Genomic DNA, 17,527 nt, shown 5'->3' on the forward strand with positions numbered 1-17,527 from the left:
CTTTTACTTATGCGTTCTTTTCAACAGCCGGGATAGGGTCAGCATAATGTGCCAATCCATAATTTTGTGTCTGAGACAACTCTGGGTTTTTTACGTGCCACTCAAATTCATCTCTGAAGTGACGGATCGCTGCTGCAACCGGCCAAGCTGCGGCATCACCCAACGGACAAATCGTATTTCCTTCGATTTTTCTCTGGATATCCCAAAGCAGATCGATATCTTCCATTTTTCCTTCTCCTTTCTCGATTTTCTTTAAAATCTTGTACATCCATCCCGTTCCTTCACGGCAAGGCGTACATTGTCCACAGCTTTCGTGATTGTAGAATCTCGCCAATGTCATGGTGTGTTCTACAATACACTGGTCTTCATCCAAAACGATGAAACCTCCTGAACCCATCATGGTTCCGGTAGCGAAACCACCATCTGCCAATGATTCATAGTTCATATATCTTGGCTCTCCATTCACGGTTCTCAGCAATAGGTTTGCAGGAACAATCGGAACAGAACTTCCTCCAGGAATACAAGCCTTTAATTTTTTACCATCTTTAATACCACCGCAATATTCATCAGAATAGATGAATTCCTCTACTGTGATCGTCATATCGATTTCGTATACACCCGGTTTGTTGATGTTTCCACAAGCAGAAATCAGTTTCGTACCTGTAGATCTTCCCACTCCGATTTTAGCATACTCAGCACCTGTAATATCAATGATCGGAACTACTGCCGCAATGGATTCAACGTTGTTTACCACTGTTGGTCTTTCCCAAAGACCTTTTACAGCCGGGAATGGTGGTTTTAATCTCGGGTTACCTCTTTTTCCTTCAAGGGACTCAAGCAATGCCGTTTCTTCACCGCAGATGTATGCTCCACCACCTCTCTGTACATAGATTTCAAGATCGAAACCGGTTCCTAAAATATTTTTACCTAAAAATCCTGCTGCTTTAGCTTCTTCAATAGCTTCTTCAAGGATATCGGGAATCCACGAATATTCTCCACGGATGTAGATATAAGAAGTATTGGATCCTAAACAGTAAGAAGAAATTAGCATTCCCTCAATCAATAAATGAGGAAGGAACTCCATCAGATATCTGTCCTTGAATGTTCCAGGTTCAGATTCATCCGCATTCACAACAAGGTGTCTTGGAACACCTTCAGGCTTGGCCAGAAAGCTCCATTTCATTCCTGTTGGGAATCCAGCTCCACCACGACCTCTCAGTCCTGAAGCTTTTACTTCTTCAAGAATTTCGTCCGGAGTCATCTTCAAGGCTTTTTCAGCTGCTGTATAACCTCCCTGTTTACGGTAAGTCTCAAAGTAGCGGATACCTTCTATATGTGCGTCTTTAAGTAAAAGTTTTTTACTCATTGTTTATTATGCTTTTCGCTATTGGCCATTGGCTTCTAGCTTTTTATAATTATTAAAGAAAATAACTGAATAATTTAAAATCTAAAATGTAGAATTTAAAATTTCTATTAGTCTAAAGCAACTTGTCCCTGTCTGCAAAGATCAAGGATTTCATCTACTTTTTCTATCGTTAAATTTTCATGAAAGAATTTCCCTAGCTGCATCATGGGTGCGTATCCGCATGCTCCAAGACATTCAGCTGGTTTTAAAGTAAACATACCATCTTCAGTAGTTTCTCCATCCTTAATGTTCAGTTTGGTTCTGATATGATCCAGAATTTTTTCGCTTCCACAAACCATACAAGGCCCTGTTCTGCAAACTTCCAATACATATTTACCTACCGGCTTCATATTAAACATGGTATAGAAAGTAGCCACTTCATATACTTCGATCGGTTGGATACTTAATAGTCCGGCAACATAATCCATCACAGGAACATCTAACCATCCTCCGAATTCTTTCTGTGCCAAGTGAAGTACAGGAAGAAGAGCAGATTTTTGTCTTCCTTCAGGATATCTTGCGATAATTTTGTGTACCTGTGCTAAACTTTCCGGTTTAAAAGCTATTGTTTCGCTCATTTTTTATCTAAGATTTCAGATGCCAGATTTCAGACATCAGATTTTAAATTTATATATAAAGCGAAGAGTCTAACATCTGAAATCTGATGTCTGACATCTTCTTTTTATGCGTCTAATTCTCCCGCAATAATATTCATACTACACATCGTTACAATGGCATCTGAAATTACAGAACCTGTAATCATTTCAGGGTATGCCTGATAGTAGATGAAGCATGGTCTTCTGAAGTGAAGTCTGTAAGGGCTTCTTCCTCCGTCACTCACAAGATAGAAACCTAATTCTCCGTTTCCACCTTCTACAGCATGATAAACTTCTCCTTTCGGTACATCGGTTTCTCCCATTACGATTTTGAAATGGTAGATCAATGCTTCCATTTTCTGGTATACATCTGCCTTTTCAGGAAGATAGAAATCAGGGACATCCGCATGGAATGGCCCTTCCGGAAGATTTTCGTATGCTTGTTTGATAATTTTGATTGATTCCCAGACTTCCTGTTGACGAACCATGAAACGGTCGTAAGTGTCTCCTGAAGTTCCTACCGGGATAATGAAGTCGAAATCCTGATATGAAGAATAAGGCTGCGCAACTCGTACATCGTAATCTACCCCTGCTGCACGTAAGTTAGGACCTGTGAAACCGTAGCTTAAAGCTCTTTCGGCAGAAATAGCTCCTGTACCGATGGTTCTGTCCATAAAGATTCTGTTTCTTTCTAATAAAGTACAGAATTCTTTGAATCTTGGTGGGAAAGTTTTTAAGAAATCCTTGATCAGCTCATGGAATTTAGGAGTGAAATCTCTTTCAAAACCTCCGATTCTTCCCATATTGGTTGTCATTCTGGCTCCGCAGATTTGCTCATACATATCATAAATACGTTCTCTTTCGATGAACATATAAGTAAGACCTGTAATAGCTCCTGAGTCCATTCCGGTTACCCCGTTACAGATCAGGTGGTCACCGATTCTGGCAAGCTCCATCAGGATAACGCGCATATAGTCTACGCGTTTTGGAACTTCTACGCCAATCAGTTTTTCTACTGTCATGTGCCAGCCTAAGTTATTGATGGGTGCAGAACAGTAATTCATACGGTCCGTAAGGGTAGTGATCTGAGAATAGTTTCTTCTTTCAGAAATTTTCTCAAATGCTCTGTGGATATATCCTACGGTTTGCTCTGCGTGAAGGATTCTTTCTCCGTCCATCGTTAAGATATTCTGGAAAATCCCGTGCGTAGCAGGGTGGGTAGGTCCCAGATTCAGGGTATATAATTGTCCGTCAATCTGTTCCTTACTTTCGTACTGGTTTAGTATATTAGATAATGAGTTATCTTTCATAATTTAAATGCTTTAGGCTATAGGCTCTAGGCTTTAAGCTTATTGCTTGCTGCTTACTGCTTATTGCATTATTTTTTATCTTCCGAACATGCTATCGTTCTTGTCGGTTCTTGTACGGTCTTCAAGGCGATATTCCTTCAACATTGGGTGGTATCCAAGATCTTCCATATTTAAAATAGGTCTGAGATCCGGGTGTCCTTTAAATTTAATCCCATAGAAATCATACGTTTCTCTTTCCATCCAGTTAGCTCCTGCAAATAGCTCTACAAGAGAGTCTACTTCAATATTTTCTCTGGACATAAAGATTTTCAGACGTAATCTGAAATTGGCCATCATATTGTGCAAATGGTATATAACACCAATTTCCTTTTCAGGGAATTCAGGATAATGAATACCACAGATATCCGTAAGGAAATTAAATTCCAGTGATGAATCTTTCAGATAGTGAATGATTTTCTTAATATCTTCTTTCTTCACTTCAATAGTCAACATTCCATAAGGTTCTGAGCTTGAAATGACAGATTCCGGAAATTCTCTTGTGATTGCTTCTAATACAAATTCGTTTGTCATTTCCGTTTAGTTGCTTATGTTGTAAGAATCTAATAATTTCTGATATTCAGGCATGTCTCTTCTTCTGATGCTTTCGCTTTCTGCAAGAGCCTGTACCTGCATTACACCTTCAATGATCTGTTCAGGTCTTGGAGGACATCCGGGAACGTAAACGTCTACCGGAATAATCTTGTCAATTCCCTGAAGTACAGAATACGTATCAAAAATACCACCGCTGGAAGCACAAGCTCCAACTGCTACCACCCATTTCGGCTCAGCCATCTGAGTGTACACTTCTTTCAGGACAGGTCCTAATTTCTTTGATATAGTTCCGCAAACCATCAGCATATCTGCCTGTCTTGGAGAGAAAGAGTTTCTTTCCATACCAAATCTTGAAGCATCATATGTCGGGTTCAGGGTAGCCATAAACTCGATACCACAACAAGAGGTTGCAAAGGGTAACGGCCAAAGTGAAAACTTTCTTGCCATCCCGATTACACTGCTCAGTTTTGTTGCGAAAAACCCTTCTCCTTCATAGCCTTCGGGAGCAGGTGCATCTGTTCTTATTACTGGTTTTTTATCTGACATTTTCTTTTGTTGATATTTAAAGATTAAAACGTTTATAAATTTAATCATCTCTGTTTTTAAACGATTAAATTATTCAATCTTTTAATGTTAAAATTTATTTATCCCAATCCAGTGCGCCTCGTTTCCAGACATAGAAAAACGCTACGAAGAAGATCGCAACGAATGTAAGCACGGCAAGGAAACCTTCCATACCGAATTCTCTGAAGTTTACAGCGTAAGGATAAAAGAATACGATTTCAATATCGAATAGTACGAACAATACCGCAGTCAGGAAGTACTTGATAGAAAACGGTGTTCTTGCATTTCCTTCTACAGGAACTCCACATTCCCAGCTTTGGTTTTTTACAGAGTTTCCTTTTTTCTGCTGTGGACCTAAGAAATGTGCTCCAAGCAAAGAAACCGCTACAAATCCTACTGCTACACCAGCCTGGATAAGGATTGGAATATAACTTTCAGGTAAATTCATTTTTGCATTATTATCTCAATTTGCAAATTTAGCGAATAAACAAGAAAGCATGAAATTTATCAGCTTAAAAGTCGGATTAAAATGAGCTAAACCGGTAATTTAGAATCAATAAAAATTAGCTTTTTGTGATTATTTTTTTGTGGTGTTTTTCCCCTTTTTTTGTAGTAACTCTGGAAAAATTGCATCCCATCATGTATATCGTGGATATTTTGAATTTATTTATTGAGGAATAAAAACAAGTGATTAAATTACCTATTGGGCTATGGTTATGGCTTATTTTTTCATTTTTTTCAAAAGAGTATAGGCCATAAAGGAAATATATCCAAAAAGAATACTGGCAAAAAGAATATTGATTACCGTATTGGTTTTGTCATCGGGCGACTGAAAAAAAATGTTATAACCAATAAATCCGGCAATTAAAATAGCAAATATGATAAGCTGTGGTTTCATAAAGTTCAAAGTTTGGGTAGTGAGTTTACGTTTTACAAAATGCAGTATCAATTAGTTGAGTTCCATTGAATATGTTCTCCTTCTTTTGTGATTCACCGGATTGTAATCCTGCCACAACAGCTGAATACTTTTGTTTTCTTCGAGTTCCGGGTTGGTTTCAAGGTACTTTACTCCTTTTTTTCTGAAAATATCCCAGATTTCTTTAAAAATAATAGAAGTTACTCCTCTTCTCTGATAATCCGGATGAATTCCGATCAGGTAGAAGTTCGCTCTGTCATTTTTCTTTCCTGCTTGTAAGAAATGCCACCAGCCAAAAGGAAGTAGTTTTCCACCGGACTTCTGCAGAGCTTTGGAATAAGAAGGCATTGTAATAGCAAAGGAGATCAGATTATTGTGTTCATCAGCAATACAAACAATGAAATCTTTATCAATAAGTTTGAAATATTTCTCTTTATAGGTTTTACGCTGTTCATCAGAAATCGGAGTGTATGTAGAAAGATGTTTGTAAGTCTCATCCAGAAGATCAAACATAGGATCTACATACTGAATAATCTCTTCTTTTGTTTTGAATTTTAAAACTTTTAGCTTGTATTTTTCAGAAATAAGCTGATTGAATTTATGAATTTTGTCCGGTAATGTTTCGGGGAAGATTATTTCAAACTCTACCCATTCCTTTTCTTTAGTCAATCCCAGGTTCTCAAGATGCCTTGGATAGTACTCGTTATTATAAATTCCGATCATCGTCGCCAGCTGGTCAAAACCTTTGATCAGCATTCCTGCTTTATCAAGATTGGTGAAGCCCATTGGGCCTTCAATTTTGTCAATATTTTTTTCTTTGGCATAATCAACCGCTTTTTGAATCAATGCTTTTGAAACTTCAGCATCATCAATAAAGTCGATCCATCCAAAGCGTACTTTTTTAATGCCTAACTCTCTCTCTTCTTTGTGATTGATCAAAACAGCAATTCTTCCTACAATCTTATCATTCTTATAAGCCAGAAACTGTTTGGCTTCTGAATATTGAAGCGCAGGATTTTCATTTGCATTCCAAATGTTGATTTCGTCATTGATAAAGGACGGAACATAGTAGGGATTGTTTTTATACAAATCCATTGGAAACCTTACGAATTGCTTGAGCTGACCCGCTGTTTTTACTTCAATAATTGAAACTGTAGACATGTTTTTTGAGAGGAATTAAAGGACAAATATAAATAATAATATCGTATACTTTGGCACAGTTTTTATATGATTATGGGTAAAATTAAACACAAAATTTATATAAAATGGTGGGTTATTATATCATTATTGGTATTTCAATGTTGGTGAGCTGGTGGGTTTCGTCCAGATTGAAATCGAAATTTGAATATTATTCCAATGTGCACCTTCGAAATGGCCTTTCGGGGAAAGAAGTAGCGGAAAAGATGTTGAGAGATAACGGGATAAATGATGTTCAGGTCATATCAGTACCCGGGCAGTTGACGGACCACTATAATCCGGCAGATAAAACAGTGAACCTTTCTGAGGGTGTTTATATGCAGAGAAACGCAGCGGCCGCAGCAGTGGCAGCTCACGAGTGTGGGCATGCAGTGCAGCATGCAGTAGGGTATTCTATGCTGAATTTACGTTCAAAACTGGTTCCTATTGTGAATATAAGTTCCAATCTGATGCAATTTGTCCTTATTGCAGGTATCGCAGTAATGGCTGCGTCCAGAACAATTGAAAACCCTAATGGGAACACTACTGTGCTGGCAATCGGCGTTGCGATGTTTGCCATGACAACACTTTTTGCTTTTGTAACACTTCCTGTGGAATACGATGCAAGTAACAGAGCGATGAAGTGGCTTAAAGATACTGGAACTGTAACTGCAGAAGAATTTGTTGGAGTACAGGATAGCTTGAAATGGGCGGCAAGAACTTATGTGGTAGCCGCATTAGGTTCTCTGGCACAACTTCTTTACTGGGGATCTTTGCTTCTTGGTGGGAGAAGGGATTAATTATTAAATTCAAATGAAACATATTGCATCTCAGAAAGCTTTTCTGAGATGCTTTCTTTTTGTGCCAGTTTCAATGACGCGGTGAGAATACAGTTTTCATTCGCATCGAAGTTCAAAACTTTAGCATCAAATTTAGAAAGCAAGGTAAAAATTGTATTCTGCTGATTGAAGTTAAATTGAATCTCTACTTCTGTTTCTAATTCTCTGGTGATAATACTGGCTGCCTCTAATGTAATCTTCGCAGATTCTTTATAAGTTTTTACAAGGCCGGAAACTCCCAGTTTGGTTCCTCCGTAATAACGGACAACAATGACAAGGACATTGGTGATTTCATTCGCTAATAATTGATTGTAAATAGGCAATCCTGCACTTCCGGAAGGTTCGCCATCATCATTGGCGCGATAGTTTTCCCCATTCAATCCCATTCTGAAAGCATAACAGTGGTGAGTTGCTTTCGGATGTTCTTCTCTTATTTTCTCCAGTGCACTCTTTAATTCTTTTTCATTAGTCACAGGATAAGCAAATCCGATAAACTTGCTTCCTTTTTCTTTTAAAAGAGTATTTTCTATGGGGCTTTCTATGGTTTTGTATTCGAACGTCATCGGAATTGCTGCTTTGTTATGCAAAAATATTAAATAAATCCTAGTACTTAATGAAAGAAGCCGCCAGATTTCTGACAGCTTCCCAATTTTTATGTATTACAACTTTTGTTATTTCTATCCGCAATAATCCAGCGGAAGTAAACAAATATAGTTTGTAGGACCACAAAAGTCTGTAGGACAGAAATCTCTACATCTTGTAAGGTCTCCATTAGGCAAAGTACAGTTTACAAAAGCTCCGCCTTGAATAGATTTTAAACCGATTCTTGATACTTTTTTCAAATTTTTCATGATATTAGTTTTTGTTTTTATATCAAAATTTAACAAGGGAATGTTCCATCTGCCCAAGGTGGTGGGCAACTCATACTGGAAGGTGTTGCGCAGCAATGTTGTAATGAAGGAGGATAGAATGAGCAACATTCAGGAGCAATTCCTCCGTTTACTTTTTTTAAACTCTGTCTCGAAACTTTCTTTAAATTTTTCATAGTAATTTTAATTTGTAAGACTAATGTAAAGAAATTATTTCATTTGATGGTGATACAAAAGTATTATTTTGCTTTAAAAAATGAAATGGTATTATCTCTGAAATTTTCAATCGTATCAGGAACTTGACTGAATTCCGGGGCTTTTGTCCCATTTTCTAATGTCAAATTCTCGTTTTTAATTACAATGGCTTCGTCCCAAAGATTAGCATTAATAAATTCCTGCAGAGTAAAGCGGCCCCCTTCGATAATCACAGATTGTATTTGTTCTTTATACAATGCCTCCATGAGCTCAATCAGAAAATGAGCCTTGTTGATTTGAATGAATTGAATATGTCCTTCAGTACCTTCTTTCACAGAATTTAAAACCAACGTTCTTGCTTCATTGTTATAAATATTGAAGCTGGCAGGAACTTTTAGATCAAAATCAATTAAAATCCGGACAGGGTTTACTCCTTCTGCATTTCTTACGGTAAGGCTTGGATTGTCATTTAATGCAGTTTGAGTTCCTACTAAAATGGCATGCTCGTCAGCTCTTAACTGATGAACAAACTGGTTTACTAATGTATTGGAAACGGCTGTCGGTGTAAAATCCTTATCCAAAAAGCCATCACCGGATTCTGCCCATTTTAAAATGATATATGGTCTTTTCTTTTCGTGATAGGTGAAAAATCTTTTGTTCAGTTCAATGCATTCTTTTTCAAGTATTCCTGATACGGCTTCAATTCCAGCATCCTGAATGATTTTCTTTCCTTTTCCATTCACTTTATCATGGGAGTCCATTGCGCCAATCACTACTTTTTTAAATCCTAATTCTTTAATCTTCAAAGCGCATGGCGGAGTTTTTCCATAATGTGCGCAGGGCTCCAGAGATACATAGATTGTAGATTCCGGAATCAGATCTTTATTTTTAACGGAATTGATGGCATTGATTTCTGCATGAGGTTCTCCTGCTTTGTGATGATACCCCTCACCAATGATTTTTCCGTTGTGTACGATCACACTTCCAACAAGAGGGTTAGGGTAGGTGTTGCCAAGAGCTTTTTGAGCCAGCTCGATACATCTTTTGATATAAAATTCGTCGTTGTTCATATGTATAAAAAGAAAAAGCGAAGACAAATTGCTTTGCTCCGCCTTTATTTATTTTGTTATGTATTAATCTCCGCTGATAATGCTGTGAAGATTTTGTTTTAACGTTTCAAGATGAGCTTTTTTCTCATCAATCGTGTTATAGGTATCTTTTAAAAGAGGGTTTTCTCTGGACGGTTTGTTGAAGAAAGAAAGGTTGTTTTCCAGTTTAACAATTTCTGCCTCAAGATCAGAGATTTGATTTTTGATCTTTCTTGCTTTGTCGGTAAGCTGGTTTTCAGATAGACCTTCTTCTTTCAGTTCAAGTTCGTTGATCTTATTTATTTTCAATTTCTCTCTCAATGTTTTGTTGAATTCAGAGTTGATTGAAATTTTATCTCTCGGAACTTTTCCGATATTATTCCATGAAGTTTTGATCTGCTCGATTCTTTCAATGCTTCCTTCTTCATTGGAAACTTCTTTCAGTTCATCAAGAAGAGCTTTTTTGTTCTTATAATTTTCTTTCCAGTTGTCGGTAGAAGTATTGCTCTTCTCTCTGTAATTGTTGAAGAATGCATTACATGCGTCACGGAATTCATCCCAGATTTTATTGGTCATGCTCTTTGGAACGTGGCCGATTTTTTTCCAGTCTTCCTGGAGTTTTTTGAATAACGGAACAGCAATATCCCATTCCTCGTTATTCATATTGTCCTGTGCAGTCTGGATCAGTTTAAGTTTTTCTTCAAGATTTGCCTGTTGAGAACCTTTCAACGATTTGTAGTAATTATTTTTCGTTGTATTAAAGCCTCTAAGTGTCGTTTTGAAATCATTCCAGTTTTGATTGGAAAGTTTTCTTGGAACACTTCCTGTTTTTAAGAATTCAGAACGCAGATCTTCCACTCTTTTAATGGCATTCTGCCAGTAGTTGTGGTTTGGCGTTTCCGAAGGTTCAGACAGTTTCTTGATTTCTGCAATAATCTGATTTTTCTTTTCAAGATTTTCACTCTGTTCTTTTTCAATAGAAGCTGAAAGTTCAGATTTTCTTTCGTGAATTTTATTCGAAATTTCTTTAAACTCTTCCCATGTTTTCTCACGGAACTCTTCAGCAACAGGTTCTGCTTCTTCTTTCCAAAGTTTATGAAGATACTGAAGTTCGTTTAGAGCTTTCTGGATAACGGGTTCATTTTCCAGCTCTTTAGCGCGGGCAATAATATGTTCTCTCTTTTCCAGATTGTGGCTGTATTCCTGCTCCAGAAATTCTTTATTAAGATCCAGCATCTGATAAAACTGATTCAGGTGGTGGAAATAATTATTGTTAAGAATTTTGAATTCAGACTTTGCAACCTGTCCTGCTTTTGACCAGTCTTCTTTAATCTCACGAATAGATCTGAAAAGATTGATTCCTGGTTCTGAGCTGGTGTATAGATTTTTAAGTCTTTCGATTATGCTTTGACGGTGGTCAAGGTTTTTCTTTTGCTCTTCTTCCTGTCCTTTCTGGAAGTCGTCATGTTTTTCCTTGAAAATATTAACCAACGCAGAATACTTAGCCTGAGAAGGGTGTTCGTAGCTGAAATTTTCAGCTGGATTTCCCGCTTCTACATATTCATGCTTTTTATCTTCCACTTCATCATGGATATAATGACTTGCTTTCTCTTTCAGATGGTTGAATCTTTTGAAGTTCTCACCGGCATTGGGAGTGTTGATGATTTTTTCCATTTCCTTTAAAGCATCGGCAAGGGAAATTTCTTCCTCATGTTCATCCAGGTGCTCTGCATCATCGTCATGTTGGTTTGCATCATGAGAAACTGTGTTTTCTGATGGGTCCTGAGATACTTCGTTAGGATTTTTCTTTTCTTCGTTTTCAGAAAGATTGTTTTCTGTAGTCATAGCAAATCTTTTATGTGAGTGGCGTTAATATCCTTTAAATATAGCTTTAAGGCCAATTAAAGTACTAATTTATGTTATTTTTTTTGAAAATTCCAAATTTCCCAAGCTTTTTCTGCTTGCTGTTCAAGCATATAGTACCCATTCACTGTTTTTGCTCCTTTTTCTGAGGCATTGATGATGAATTGGGTATAGTTTGGATTGTAAATCAGATCAATAACGAGATGATCTGAAGAAAGCCCGTCAAAAGGAAAGTTCAGACAGTCTTTCACATTCGGGAAAGTGCCTACCGGTGTACATTGGATAATAATTTTATGCTCTGCAACAGTTTCCTGATCAAGATTTTCATAATTGATTTCTGTACTCCTTGAAATAGTTACAGAGGGAATATTGTTCTTGTCCAATGCATATTTGACGGCTTTTGCTGCCCCTCCGTTTCCTAAGATCAATGCTTTATCCTGAGAAGGTTTTTTGTGCAAAAGAAGCGTCTTTTCAAAACCGAACGCATCTGTATTATACCCTGTTTTTTTGCCATCCTGAATAAGAACGCAATTGACAGCACCTATTTTCTCGGCTTCATCACTTAGTTCATCGAGATAATCGATTATTTTTTCCTTATAAGGGATGGTCACATTGAATCCTAACAAGTCCGGAGAAGCAAAAAGGTTTTCTACTTCATTGATTTCGTTCAGATCAAAAATATCGTAGGAGAAATTCTTCAGCATGAGCTTTTGGAACTTGTTTTCGAAGAATTTTTTAGAAAAAGAATAAGAAATATTTCGTCCTATCAATCCTAATTTTTTATTGGAATCCATACATCAAAAATAAAAAAAAGACCGGATAAATCCGGCCTTGGTTTGAAATATTTTTTAATAATTAATCTACGATAAATTTAGTAGAGAAATTATCTGTTTTAAGGAGATAAGTTCCTTTTACTATACCTTTAAGATTAATTTTGTTTGAATGTTTGAAAGGATTTGCAATTGTTTCAATTCGTTTTCCTGAAAGATCATAGATCTCAGCTTTTGAAATTTTGCTAAGGTTTTCTCCTTTTACAAATAATTCATTATTTCTTACCGGGTTAGGGTAGATAGTGAAGTCTGATTTGTCCTTTTGGTTTTCAGCGGTAGCTAACGTAGTACCGAAACATGTCCAGCTTAGGTCATCCAGAGCAACTCTGTTGGAGGTAGAAGAATTTGTCAGTTTAATCACCGCATTTCCGCTTACATTTATATTGCTGATGGTAGTTGTAGTAACAACATTACTGTAAGGAATGGTTCCTACATTGACGTCGTTTACAAGAACATTGAAGTATCCTGCGCTTCCGGAGAATTTCAATTGAGTTGTTAAAGTTAAGCTTTGAACTCCACCTGAGAAAGTTGAACTTGTTAAAGTTCCATTTTTTATGGTAATGGCTTTATTATTGATGGTCTGGTCAACTCTTGCGTCTGTAGCAGTCCATGAAATTCCGTTGTTGGTCCAGTTTACTGTCATGTATGTATTTACAGGACCGGTGATCATTTCGAAATTTTCAGTTCCACAGTTTCCTCCTCCGGCAGGTACATCAAGAGTTGTTTCTGTAGCTGTTGTACTTTGTGGGGAAGAGTTTGCGAAAGCATCTTTAGCAATAATGTAGAATGTGTATTGAGTCAATGGTGATAATCCAGAAACAATAGTAGATGTTGTTGTACCTGAAACAGTAGCTTTTAAGGTTCCGTTGGCATAAATATCATACGAAGTTACTCCCACATTATCTGTAGCAGCTGTCCAGCTTAAAGCAATAGAGTTTGAAGTTGGGTTGCTGGCAACAAGGTTGGTTGCAGCTGTAGGGGCTTGGTTATCAACAACCGGAGCTCCCCAGATCTGAGTAACATATTCGGGGTGATCAATGAAAGGGTTTCTGTTTCCCTGGTAAGTATAAGAAGCATTGTTTCTTGCAATTTCTTCTGGAGATACGGGATCCATTGCATTCCATGCTAAATATTGATTAAGTGCCCAAGGCTGTAGTCCCGGGAATGCTGTGTTACCAAGCATGTCACCAGTAGTAAAATTAGGAAGTTTGTCTTCATATCTTGTTACGAAATAAAGGATCATTCTGGCAATGTCTCCTTTGAAAGCATCAATGGGTTCAAATACAGTACCTGCATATCCTGCTGATACAGAATTTCCTAATTTTGACCCGTTTTTAGAAGTAAAAGAAGCATTTCCTACGAGTCCATAAGGATAGTTGGATCTCATTCCATTTACCTTTCCATCTGTAGGACGAATAAATTGGATATCGGCTACCATTGGAGATGCACTATTAAACAAACTTTGAGGAATAACATGCTCTCTGTTGTAGCATTGTCCTTCTGTAGAGTATGTACCACATTGGTTGGTTCCTAGTGTGTAGCTGTATTGATCCGGTCCATTGGGGTTTTCAGAATAAATATCCAGAATAGTTCCGTCATTTTCATAGAAATAATCGCGGTCTGTGGTAGCATAACCTGTCCACAGGCCACCGTAACCATTGTCTATATGTCCATTACTAATAATGGTTTTAAGAGCTGTTTTAAGAGCTGCACCTGTTAAGGTCGGCGATTGGTTATAATATCCAGCCGGAGCCTGTGCCAAAGTGCTTATAAATGTAACGCTTAAAAGAAAAAAAGATAAAATTTGTTTCATTTTTTAAAATTGGGGTGTAAAGGTACGAAAAAATGAAACCGAAGTATATTAATTGTATGTAATATATAAAGTTGAAATGTTAGCCTTTAGTAATATATTCTTTACTGATTTTTGAAAAGAACCATGAAATAGTGATTCCAAACAAGGAAGCTGTAAGGGCTACAATAAGATAATTTTTTCCGACAATTTTTACCGGGAATGGCAAAACCTCATTAGCTCTGAAGAACTCTGTATAAAGCTGGAAGTAGCAAAGTGCTGTTCCAAGAATTAATCCGGTAATCACACCTGAAATCACAATCAGGAGGCCAGTGTAGAAATAGGTCATTCTTAAATGGCTTAAAGGAAAGCCTAAAGATATCAATGATTTTGCCTGTTCTTTTTTGTCAAGCTGAAGGATAATAATGGCTCCGGCAAGGTTAAAAGTCGTAATAAAGATCACCAAGGCAAAGATCAGGTAAATGAATAGCTTTTCTGTATTAATCATTTTCCAGAAAGCAGCATTTTCCTCTTCTTTGGTTTTGATCTCAATATTTTTTCCGAGAGAAGAAAGCAGGCTTTGTTTTACAGCATCGGCATTTTCCGGATTTTTCAGTTTAATAACAATCTGGTAAGCAGACTTTTTAGGAAGAGTGAGTAATTCTTCTGTAAGCTCAATAGGAGAAACGATATAATTGTCCAGCTGGTCTTTTCCCGGGAAAACACCTGTTACCAAAATATCTCTTTTATTATAAATGTCTTCTTCCTTACTGATAATCCCTGTTCCCGGTTTGGGCATAAAGACGGTTGCATAATGATTGGAAGAATCCACAGGAATTGAAAGTCTGTTATCCAGACTGTTTTCCATCAACACCTCATTCGAGTATTTGAAACTTGGATAAGTTCCGTAAAACACTTCTTTATTAATAGGATTTACCTTAACATAGGCAGAATCTACCCCTCTTAGGTAAGCAATATCACCCTTTCCGTTGAAACTGATATATACTTTTTCTTCTATAACGCGGGAAAAACTGCTGATTTCCTTATTGTTGCTCAAAACTTTACTGACGTTATCCAGATTTTTGATGGTTTTTCCGGAGGTGCTTTTTAACGTAAGATCAGCGTGAAGATTGGAAATAAGGTCTTTGTTCAGGTCTTCAAGTCCTGAAAAAACAGAAATAATGACGAACATTGCAGCCACAGCAACCGTCATGGCACCTACAGCCAGCCACGTAATGAACGTAACGGCAGTACTTCCCTTTTTAGCCAAAAGGTATCTGGATGCTATGTAAAATGCAATATTCTTCAAGATCTATAAAACAGGATTGTCGCCTTCACCTCTTAATTCTCTTTCCAGTCTTTCAACATCATCAAGAGCGGTATCCAGGTAAAAGTTAAGTTGTGGAATAATACGCACCTGTTTTGCCATTTTCTGGCCAATGAAGTTTCTGTATTGAGGTTTGTTTTCTTCAATCTCCTTCATCACAGCGGTACGGAATTCCTGTGGGAAAATGCTTAAATAAATCTTAGCAATTCCTAAGTCAGCAGTTACTTTTACATCTGAAACAGATACCAATATGCTCTGTTTGCTTTCTGAAGCCTGTTTGCGGAAAAGCTCTGCGAAGTCTTCCTGAATGATCTGTGCTACTTTTCTTTGTCTGTTACTTTCCATAATTTCTGCAAATTTAGTACTTTTGTTTGAATTGATACTTTGAAATTCAACTACAGTATCAAATTTACGATTTAATTATATTGATTAGTATTTATGAAACTAGAACATATTGGCATTGCCGTAAAATCTTTAGGAGTTTCTGATGAACTTTTTGCCAAATTATTAGGAAAAGAATCCTATAAAAAAGAAACAGTGGAAAGGGAAGGGGTAGTAACTTCTTTCTATGAAACGGGAGAAAGTAAAATTGAGCTTTTGGAAGCCAGCAATTCTGAGAGCCCGATCTCAAAATTTATAGATAAAAAGGGAGAAGGCATCCATCATCTGGCATTTGGCGTTGAAAATATACTGGAAGAAGTGAAAAGACTGAAAAAAGAGGGGTTTCAGTTTATCTCCGAAGAACCGAAAGAAGGTGCTGATAACAAATTAGTTGTATTCCTTCATCCCAAGTCTACAAACGGAGTGCTGGTAGAACTTTGCCAAGAAAAGCAATAAAAAATTTTGTAGTGAAAGAAATTTTACTATTTTTGCAAACACAAAATTTAACCAAGTTTTGAGGTCCTATAGCTCAGTTGGTTAGAGCACCTGACTCATAATCAGGTGGTCCCTGGTTCGAGCCCAGGTGGGACCACAGAAAAGCACTCTATTTGAGTGCTTTTTCTATTTCTATACTGTAGTTCAGTCTTTTATACTTGCATTTTATCAATAATTCTAGTTTCTATAGTTCCTTCTGATGGAGAAAAGGCATATAAAAAGGCACATCTTAATCATTAAAAAGGCACACCCTTTAAAATTTATTAATCAAATGAATCACAGTAAATTACATATACTATTTGTGATAGATAAAACCAATGTGAATACAAAAGGTAAAGCTCCATTAAGGTGTAGATTAACCTATTCAGGAAAAAGAAAGGTTTTTTCTACAGGATTATTTATTATTTCTAAACAATGGGATAGTAAACAACAGCTAATTAAGCCCCCTAATAAAGAAAATACATTTATTAATACTTCACTAAGTCTGATTAAGAATGAAATTAATCAGGCTTTTTTATTTCTACAGGTTAACGGCGATAAAGAAAAGCAACTCTATTATATTGACCGTTTTCTAAAAGTTGATAAAAAGCTTGATGAACAATTTCGATACTTATCAACGGAGTTGCACCAAAAATATGATACGCCCAATCTTTTACAGGAAAAAGAAGTTATAATAAATGAATTAAAAAATAAAAAAACATTTTTGTATGTTTCTGTTAGTATTTTAACTTTAATATTACTTTTACTTACCTATTTTTATTATAAAACTAAGAAAGCTGAGAAAGAACATCGAAAAATTGCTCAGGACTTAATTCATTTGATTGAAAAAAGAAATCTTGAAGCAGCTCAAAATAAAAATGATAAACCAGTAGAAATATACGAACCGGTAAAGGTTGAAAGTGAAACCAAAACAATTAAAACGGTTCCCGAAGATGTTGCTCAATCTATCTTAAGGGATCTGGACAATTTCGAAAACAAACTTCATTTTTTGAAAAACGGGATTACATTAACAAGTCTTGCAAAAAATATTAAAACCAATACTGCTTACTTATCGGAGATTATTAATAATCATAAAGGTAAAAATTTCACAACTTATCTTAATGATTTACGTATTGATTATGCTTTAGATCAGCTTGTAAAAGATAAGAAATTTCGTTCTTATAAATTACCTGCTATTGCAGAAGAAATAGGTTATAATAACGTTCAGGCATTTTCGATTGCTTTTAAGAAAAAGACAGGAACTACTCCGTCTATTTATATTAAAGAGATTGAAAAATCAATTTCGAATTAAAA

Annotated in this window: 20 protein-coding genes and 1 tRNA gene; 4 read left to right on the forward strand and 17 right to left on the reverse strand. The window is 36.6% G+C overall.

Annotated features, from left to right (window positions below; genetic code table 11):
* Nucleotides 1–7 precede the first annotated feature (7 nt).
* The 8 genes from nuoF to RHP76_RS19075 all read right to left on the reverse strand — a co-directional run bounded on the left by nuoF (nucleotide 8) and on the right by RHP76_RS19075 (nucleotide 6,543).
* Nucleotides 8–1,366, reverse strand: coding sequence for an NADH-quinone oxidoreductase subunit NuoF (gene nuoF, locus RHP76_RS19040; RefSeq protein ID WP_089697000.1), 1,359 nt, complete (start codon nucleotides 1,364–1,366; stop codon nucleotides 8–10).
* Between the two features lie 107 nt (nucleotides 1,367–1,473).
* The gene (nuoE, locus tag RHP76_RS19045) at nucleotides 1,474–1,983 is read right to left on the reverse strand and encodes an NADH-quinone oxidoreductase subunit NuoE family protein (RefSeq protein WP_062675585.1); all 510 of its coding nucleotides are present in this window, start codon (nucleotides 1,981–1,983) and stop codon (nucleotides 1,474–1,476) included.
* A 104-nt stretch (nucleotides 1,984–2,087) separates the two neighbouring features.
* A complete protein-coding gene (nuoD, locus tag RHP76_RS19050; RefSeq protein WP_002983543.1) occupies nucleotides 2,088–3,311 on the reverse strand; it encodes an NADH dehydrogenase (quinone) subunit D in 1,224 nt (407 codons plus the stop codon).
* 75 nt (nucleotides 3,312–3,386) lie between these two features.
* Complete coding sequence (locus RHP76_RS19055) at nucleotides 3,387–3,881, reverse strand: NADH-quinone oxidoreductase subunit C (RefSeq protein WP_311228805.1); 495 nt, start codon at nucleotides 3,879–3,881, stop codon at nucleotides 3,387–3,389.
* A gap of 6 nt (nucleotides 3,882–3,887) precedes the next feature.
* Nucleotides 3,888–4,448 carry an NADH-quinone oxidoreductase subunit B gene (locus tag RHP76_RS19060; protein ID WP_002983540.1) on the reverse strand — a complete coding sequence of 187 codons (561 nt, stop codon included), beginning with the start codon at nucleotides 4,446–4,448 and terminating at the stop codon, nucleotides 3,888–3,890.
* A gap of 94 nt (nucleotides 4,449–4,542) precedes the next feature.
* The gene (locus RHP76_RS19065; RefSeq protein ID WP_034693436.1) at nucleotides 4,543–4,914 is read right to left on the reverse strand and encodes an NADH-quinone oxidoreductase subunit A; all 372 of its coding nucleotides are present in this window, start codon (nucleotides 4,912–4,914) and stop codon (nucleotides 4,543–4,545) included.
* Between the two features lie 273 nt (nucleotides 4,915–5,187).
* A complete protein-coding gene (locus RHP76_RS19070; RefSeq protein WP_167348785.1) occupies nucleotides 5,188–5,364 on the reverse strand; it encodes a hypothetical protein in 177 nt (58 codons plus the stop codon).
* A gap of 51 nt (nucleotides 5,365–5,415) precedes the next feature.
* Nucleotides 5,416–6,543, reverse strand: coding sequence for a GNAT family N-acetyltransferase (locus RHP76_RS19075; RefSeq protein ID WP_062675583.1), 1,128 nt, complete (start codon nucleotides 6,541–6,543; stop codon nucleotides 5,416–5,418).
* A 104-nt stretch (nucleotides 6,544–6,647) separates the two neighbouring features.
* Between RHP76_RS19075 and RHP76_RS19080 the strand changes: the two genes are divergently transcribed.
* Complete coding sequence (locus RHP76_RS19080; RefSeq protein WP_174525207.1) at nucleotides 6,648–7,358, forward strand: zinc metallopeptidase; 711 nt, start codon at nucleotides 6,648–6,650, stop codon at nucleotides 7,356–7,358.
* Here the strand turns inward: RHP76_RS19080 and RHP76_RS19085 are convergent.
* The 9 genes from RHP76_RS19085 to rbfA form a co-directional block, all read right to left on the reverse strand.
* Complete coding sequence (locus tag RHP76_RS19085) at nucleotides 7,355–7,960, reverse strand: IMPACT family protein (RefSeq protein WP_062675582.1); 606 nt, start codon at nucleotides 7,958–7,960, stop codon at nucleotides 7,355–7,357. The genes RHP76_RS19080 and RHP76_RS19085 overlap by 4 nt on opposite strands.
* Before the next feature lie 114 nt (nucleotides 7,961–8,074).
* Nucleotides 8,075–8,248, reverse strand: coding sequence for a bacteriocin-like protein (locus RHP76_RS19090; protein WP_157885786.1), 174 nt, complete (start codon nucleotides 8,246–8,248; stop codon nucleotides 8,075–8,077).
* A 29-nt stretch (nucleotides 8,249–8,277) separates the two neighbouring features.
* On the reverse strand, nucleotides 8,278–8,442 hold the full coding sequence (locus RHP76_RS19095; protein WP_167348784.1) for a bacteriocin-like protein: 165 nt from the start codon (nucleotides 8,440–8,442) through the stop codon (nucleotides 8,278–8,280).
* A 63-nt stretch (nucleotides 8,443–8,505) separates the two neighbouring features.
* On the reverse strand, nucleotides 8,506–9,531 hold the full coding sequence (ribD, locus tag RHP76_RS19100; protein WP_311228806.1) for a bifunctional diaminohydroxyphosphoribosylaminopyrimidine deaminase/5-amino-6-(5-phosphoribosylamino)uracil reductase RibD: 1,026 nt from the start codon (nucleotides 9,529–9,531) through the stop codon (nucleotides 8,506–8,508).
* Nucleotides 9,532–9,594: 63 nt separating this feature from the next.
* Complete coding sequence (locus tag RHP76_RS19105) at nucleotides 9,595–11,394, reverse strand: DUF349 domain-containing protein (protein WP_311228807.1); 1,800 nt, start codon at nucleotides 11,392–11,394, stop codon at nucleotides 9,595–9,597.
* A 74-nt stretch (nucleotides 11,395–11,468) separates the two neighbouring features.
* Nucleotides 11,469–12,206 carry a shikimate dehydrogenase family protein gene (locus RHP76_RS19110; RefSeq protein ID WP_062675579.1) on the reverse strand — a complete coding sequence of 246 codons (738 nt, stop codon included), beginning with the start codon at nucleotides 12,204–12,206 and terminating at the stop codon, nucleotides 11,469–11,471.
* Nucleotides 12,207–12,267: 61 nt separating this feature from the next.
* On the reverse strand, nucleotides 12,268–14,055 hold the full coding sequence (locus tag RHP76_RS19115) for an endonuclease (RefSeq protein WP_311228808.1): 1,788 nt from the start codon (nucleotides 14,053–14,055) through the stop codon (nucleotides 12,268–12,270).
* A gap of 79 nt (nucleotides 14,056–14,134) precedes the next feature.
* On the reverse strand, nucleotides 14,135–15,340 hold the full coding sequence (locus tag RHP76_RS19120) for an ABC transporter permease (protein WP_034693452.1): 1,206 nt from the start codon (nucleotides 15,338–15,340) through the stop codon (nucleotides 14,135–14,137).
* A gap of 3 nt (nucleotides 15,341–15,343) precedes the next feature.
* Complete coding sequence (gene rbfA / locus RHP76_RS19125) at nucleotides 15,344–15,703, reverse strand: 30S ribosome-binding factor RbfA (RefSeq protein ID WP_034693455.1); 360 nt, start codon at nucleotides 15,701–15,703, stop codon at nucleotides 15,344–15,346.
* Between the two features lie 93 nt (nucleotides 15,704–15,796).
* Between rbfA and mce the strand changes: the two genes are divergently transcribed.
* The 3 genes from mce (at nucleotide 15,797) to RHP76_RS19140 (ending at nucleotide 17,525) form a co-directional block, all read left to right on the forward strand.
* On the forward strand, nucleotides 15,797–16,195 hold the full coding sequence (gene mce / locus RHP76_RS19130) for a methylmalonyl-CoA epimerase (protein ID WP_311228809.1): 399 nt from the start codon (nucleotides 15,797–15,799) through the stop codon (nucleotides 16,193–16,195).
* Between the two features lie 62 nt (nucleotides 16,196–16,257).
* Nucleotides 16,258–16,331, forward strand: a tRNA-Ile gene (locus RHP76_RS19135).
* A 174-nt stretch (nucleotides 16,332–16,505) separates the two neighbouring features.
* Nucleotides 16,506–17,525: a helix-turn-helix domain-containing protein gene (locus RHP76_RS19140; protein ID WP_311228810.1), complete on the forward strand. Its 1,020-nt coding sequence runs from the start codon at nucleotides 16,506–16,508 to the stop codon at nucleotides 17,523–17,525.
* Nucleotides 17,526–17,527 lie beyond the last annotated feature (2 nt).

It is taken from the genome of Chryseobacterium sp. SG20098, from assembly GCF_031844745.1.
In the GTDB taxonomy this organism is placed as follows: domain Bacteria; phylum Bacteroidota; class Bacteroidia; order Flavobacteriales; family Weeksellaceae; genus Chryseobacterium; species Chryseobacterium cucumeris.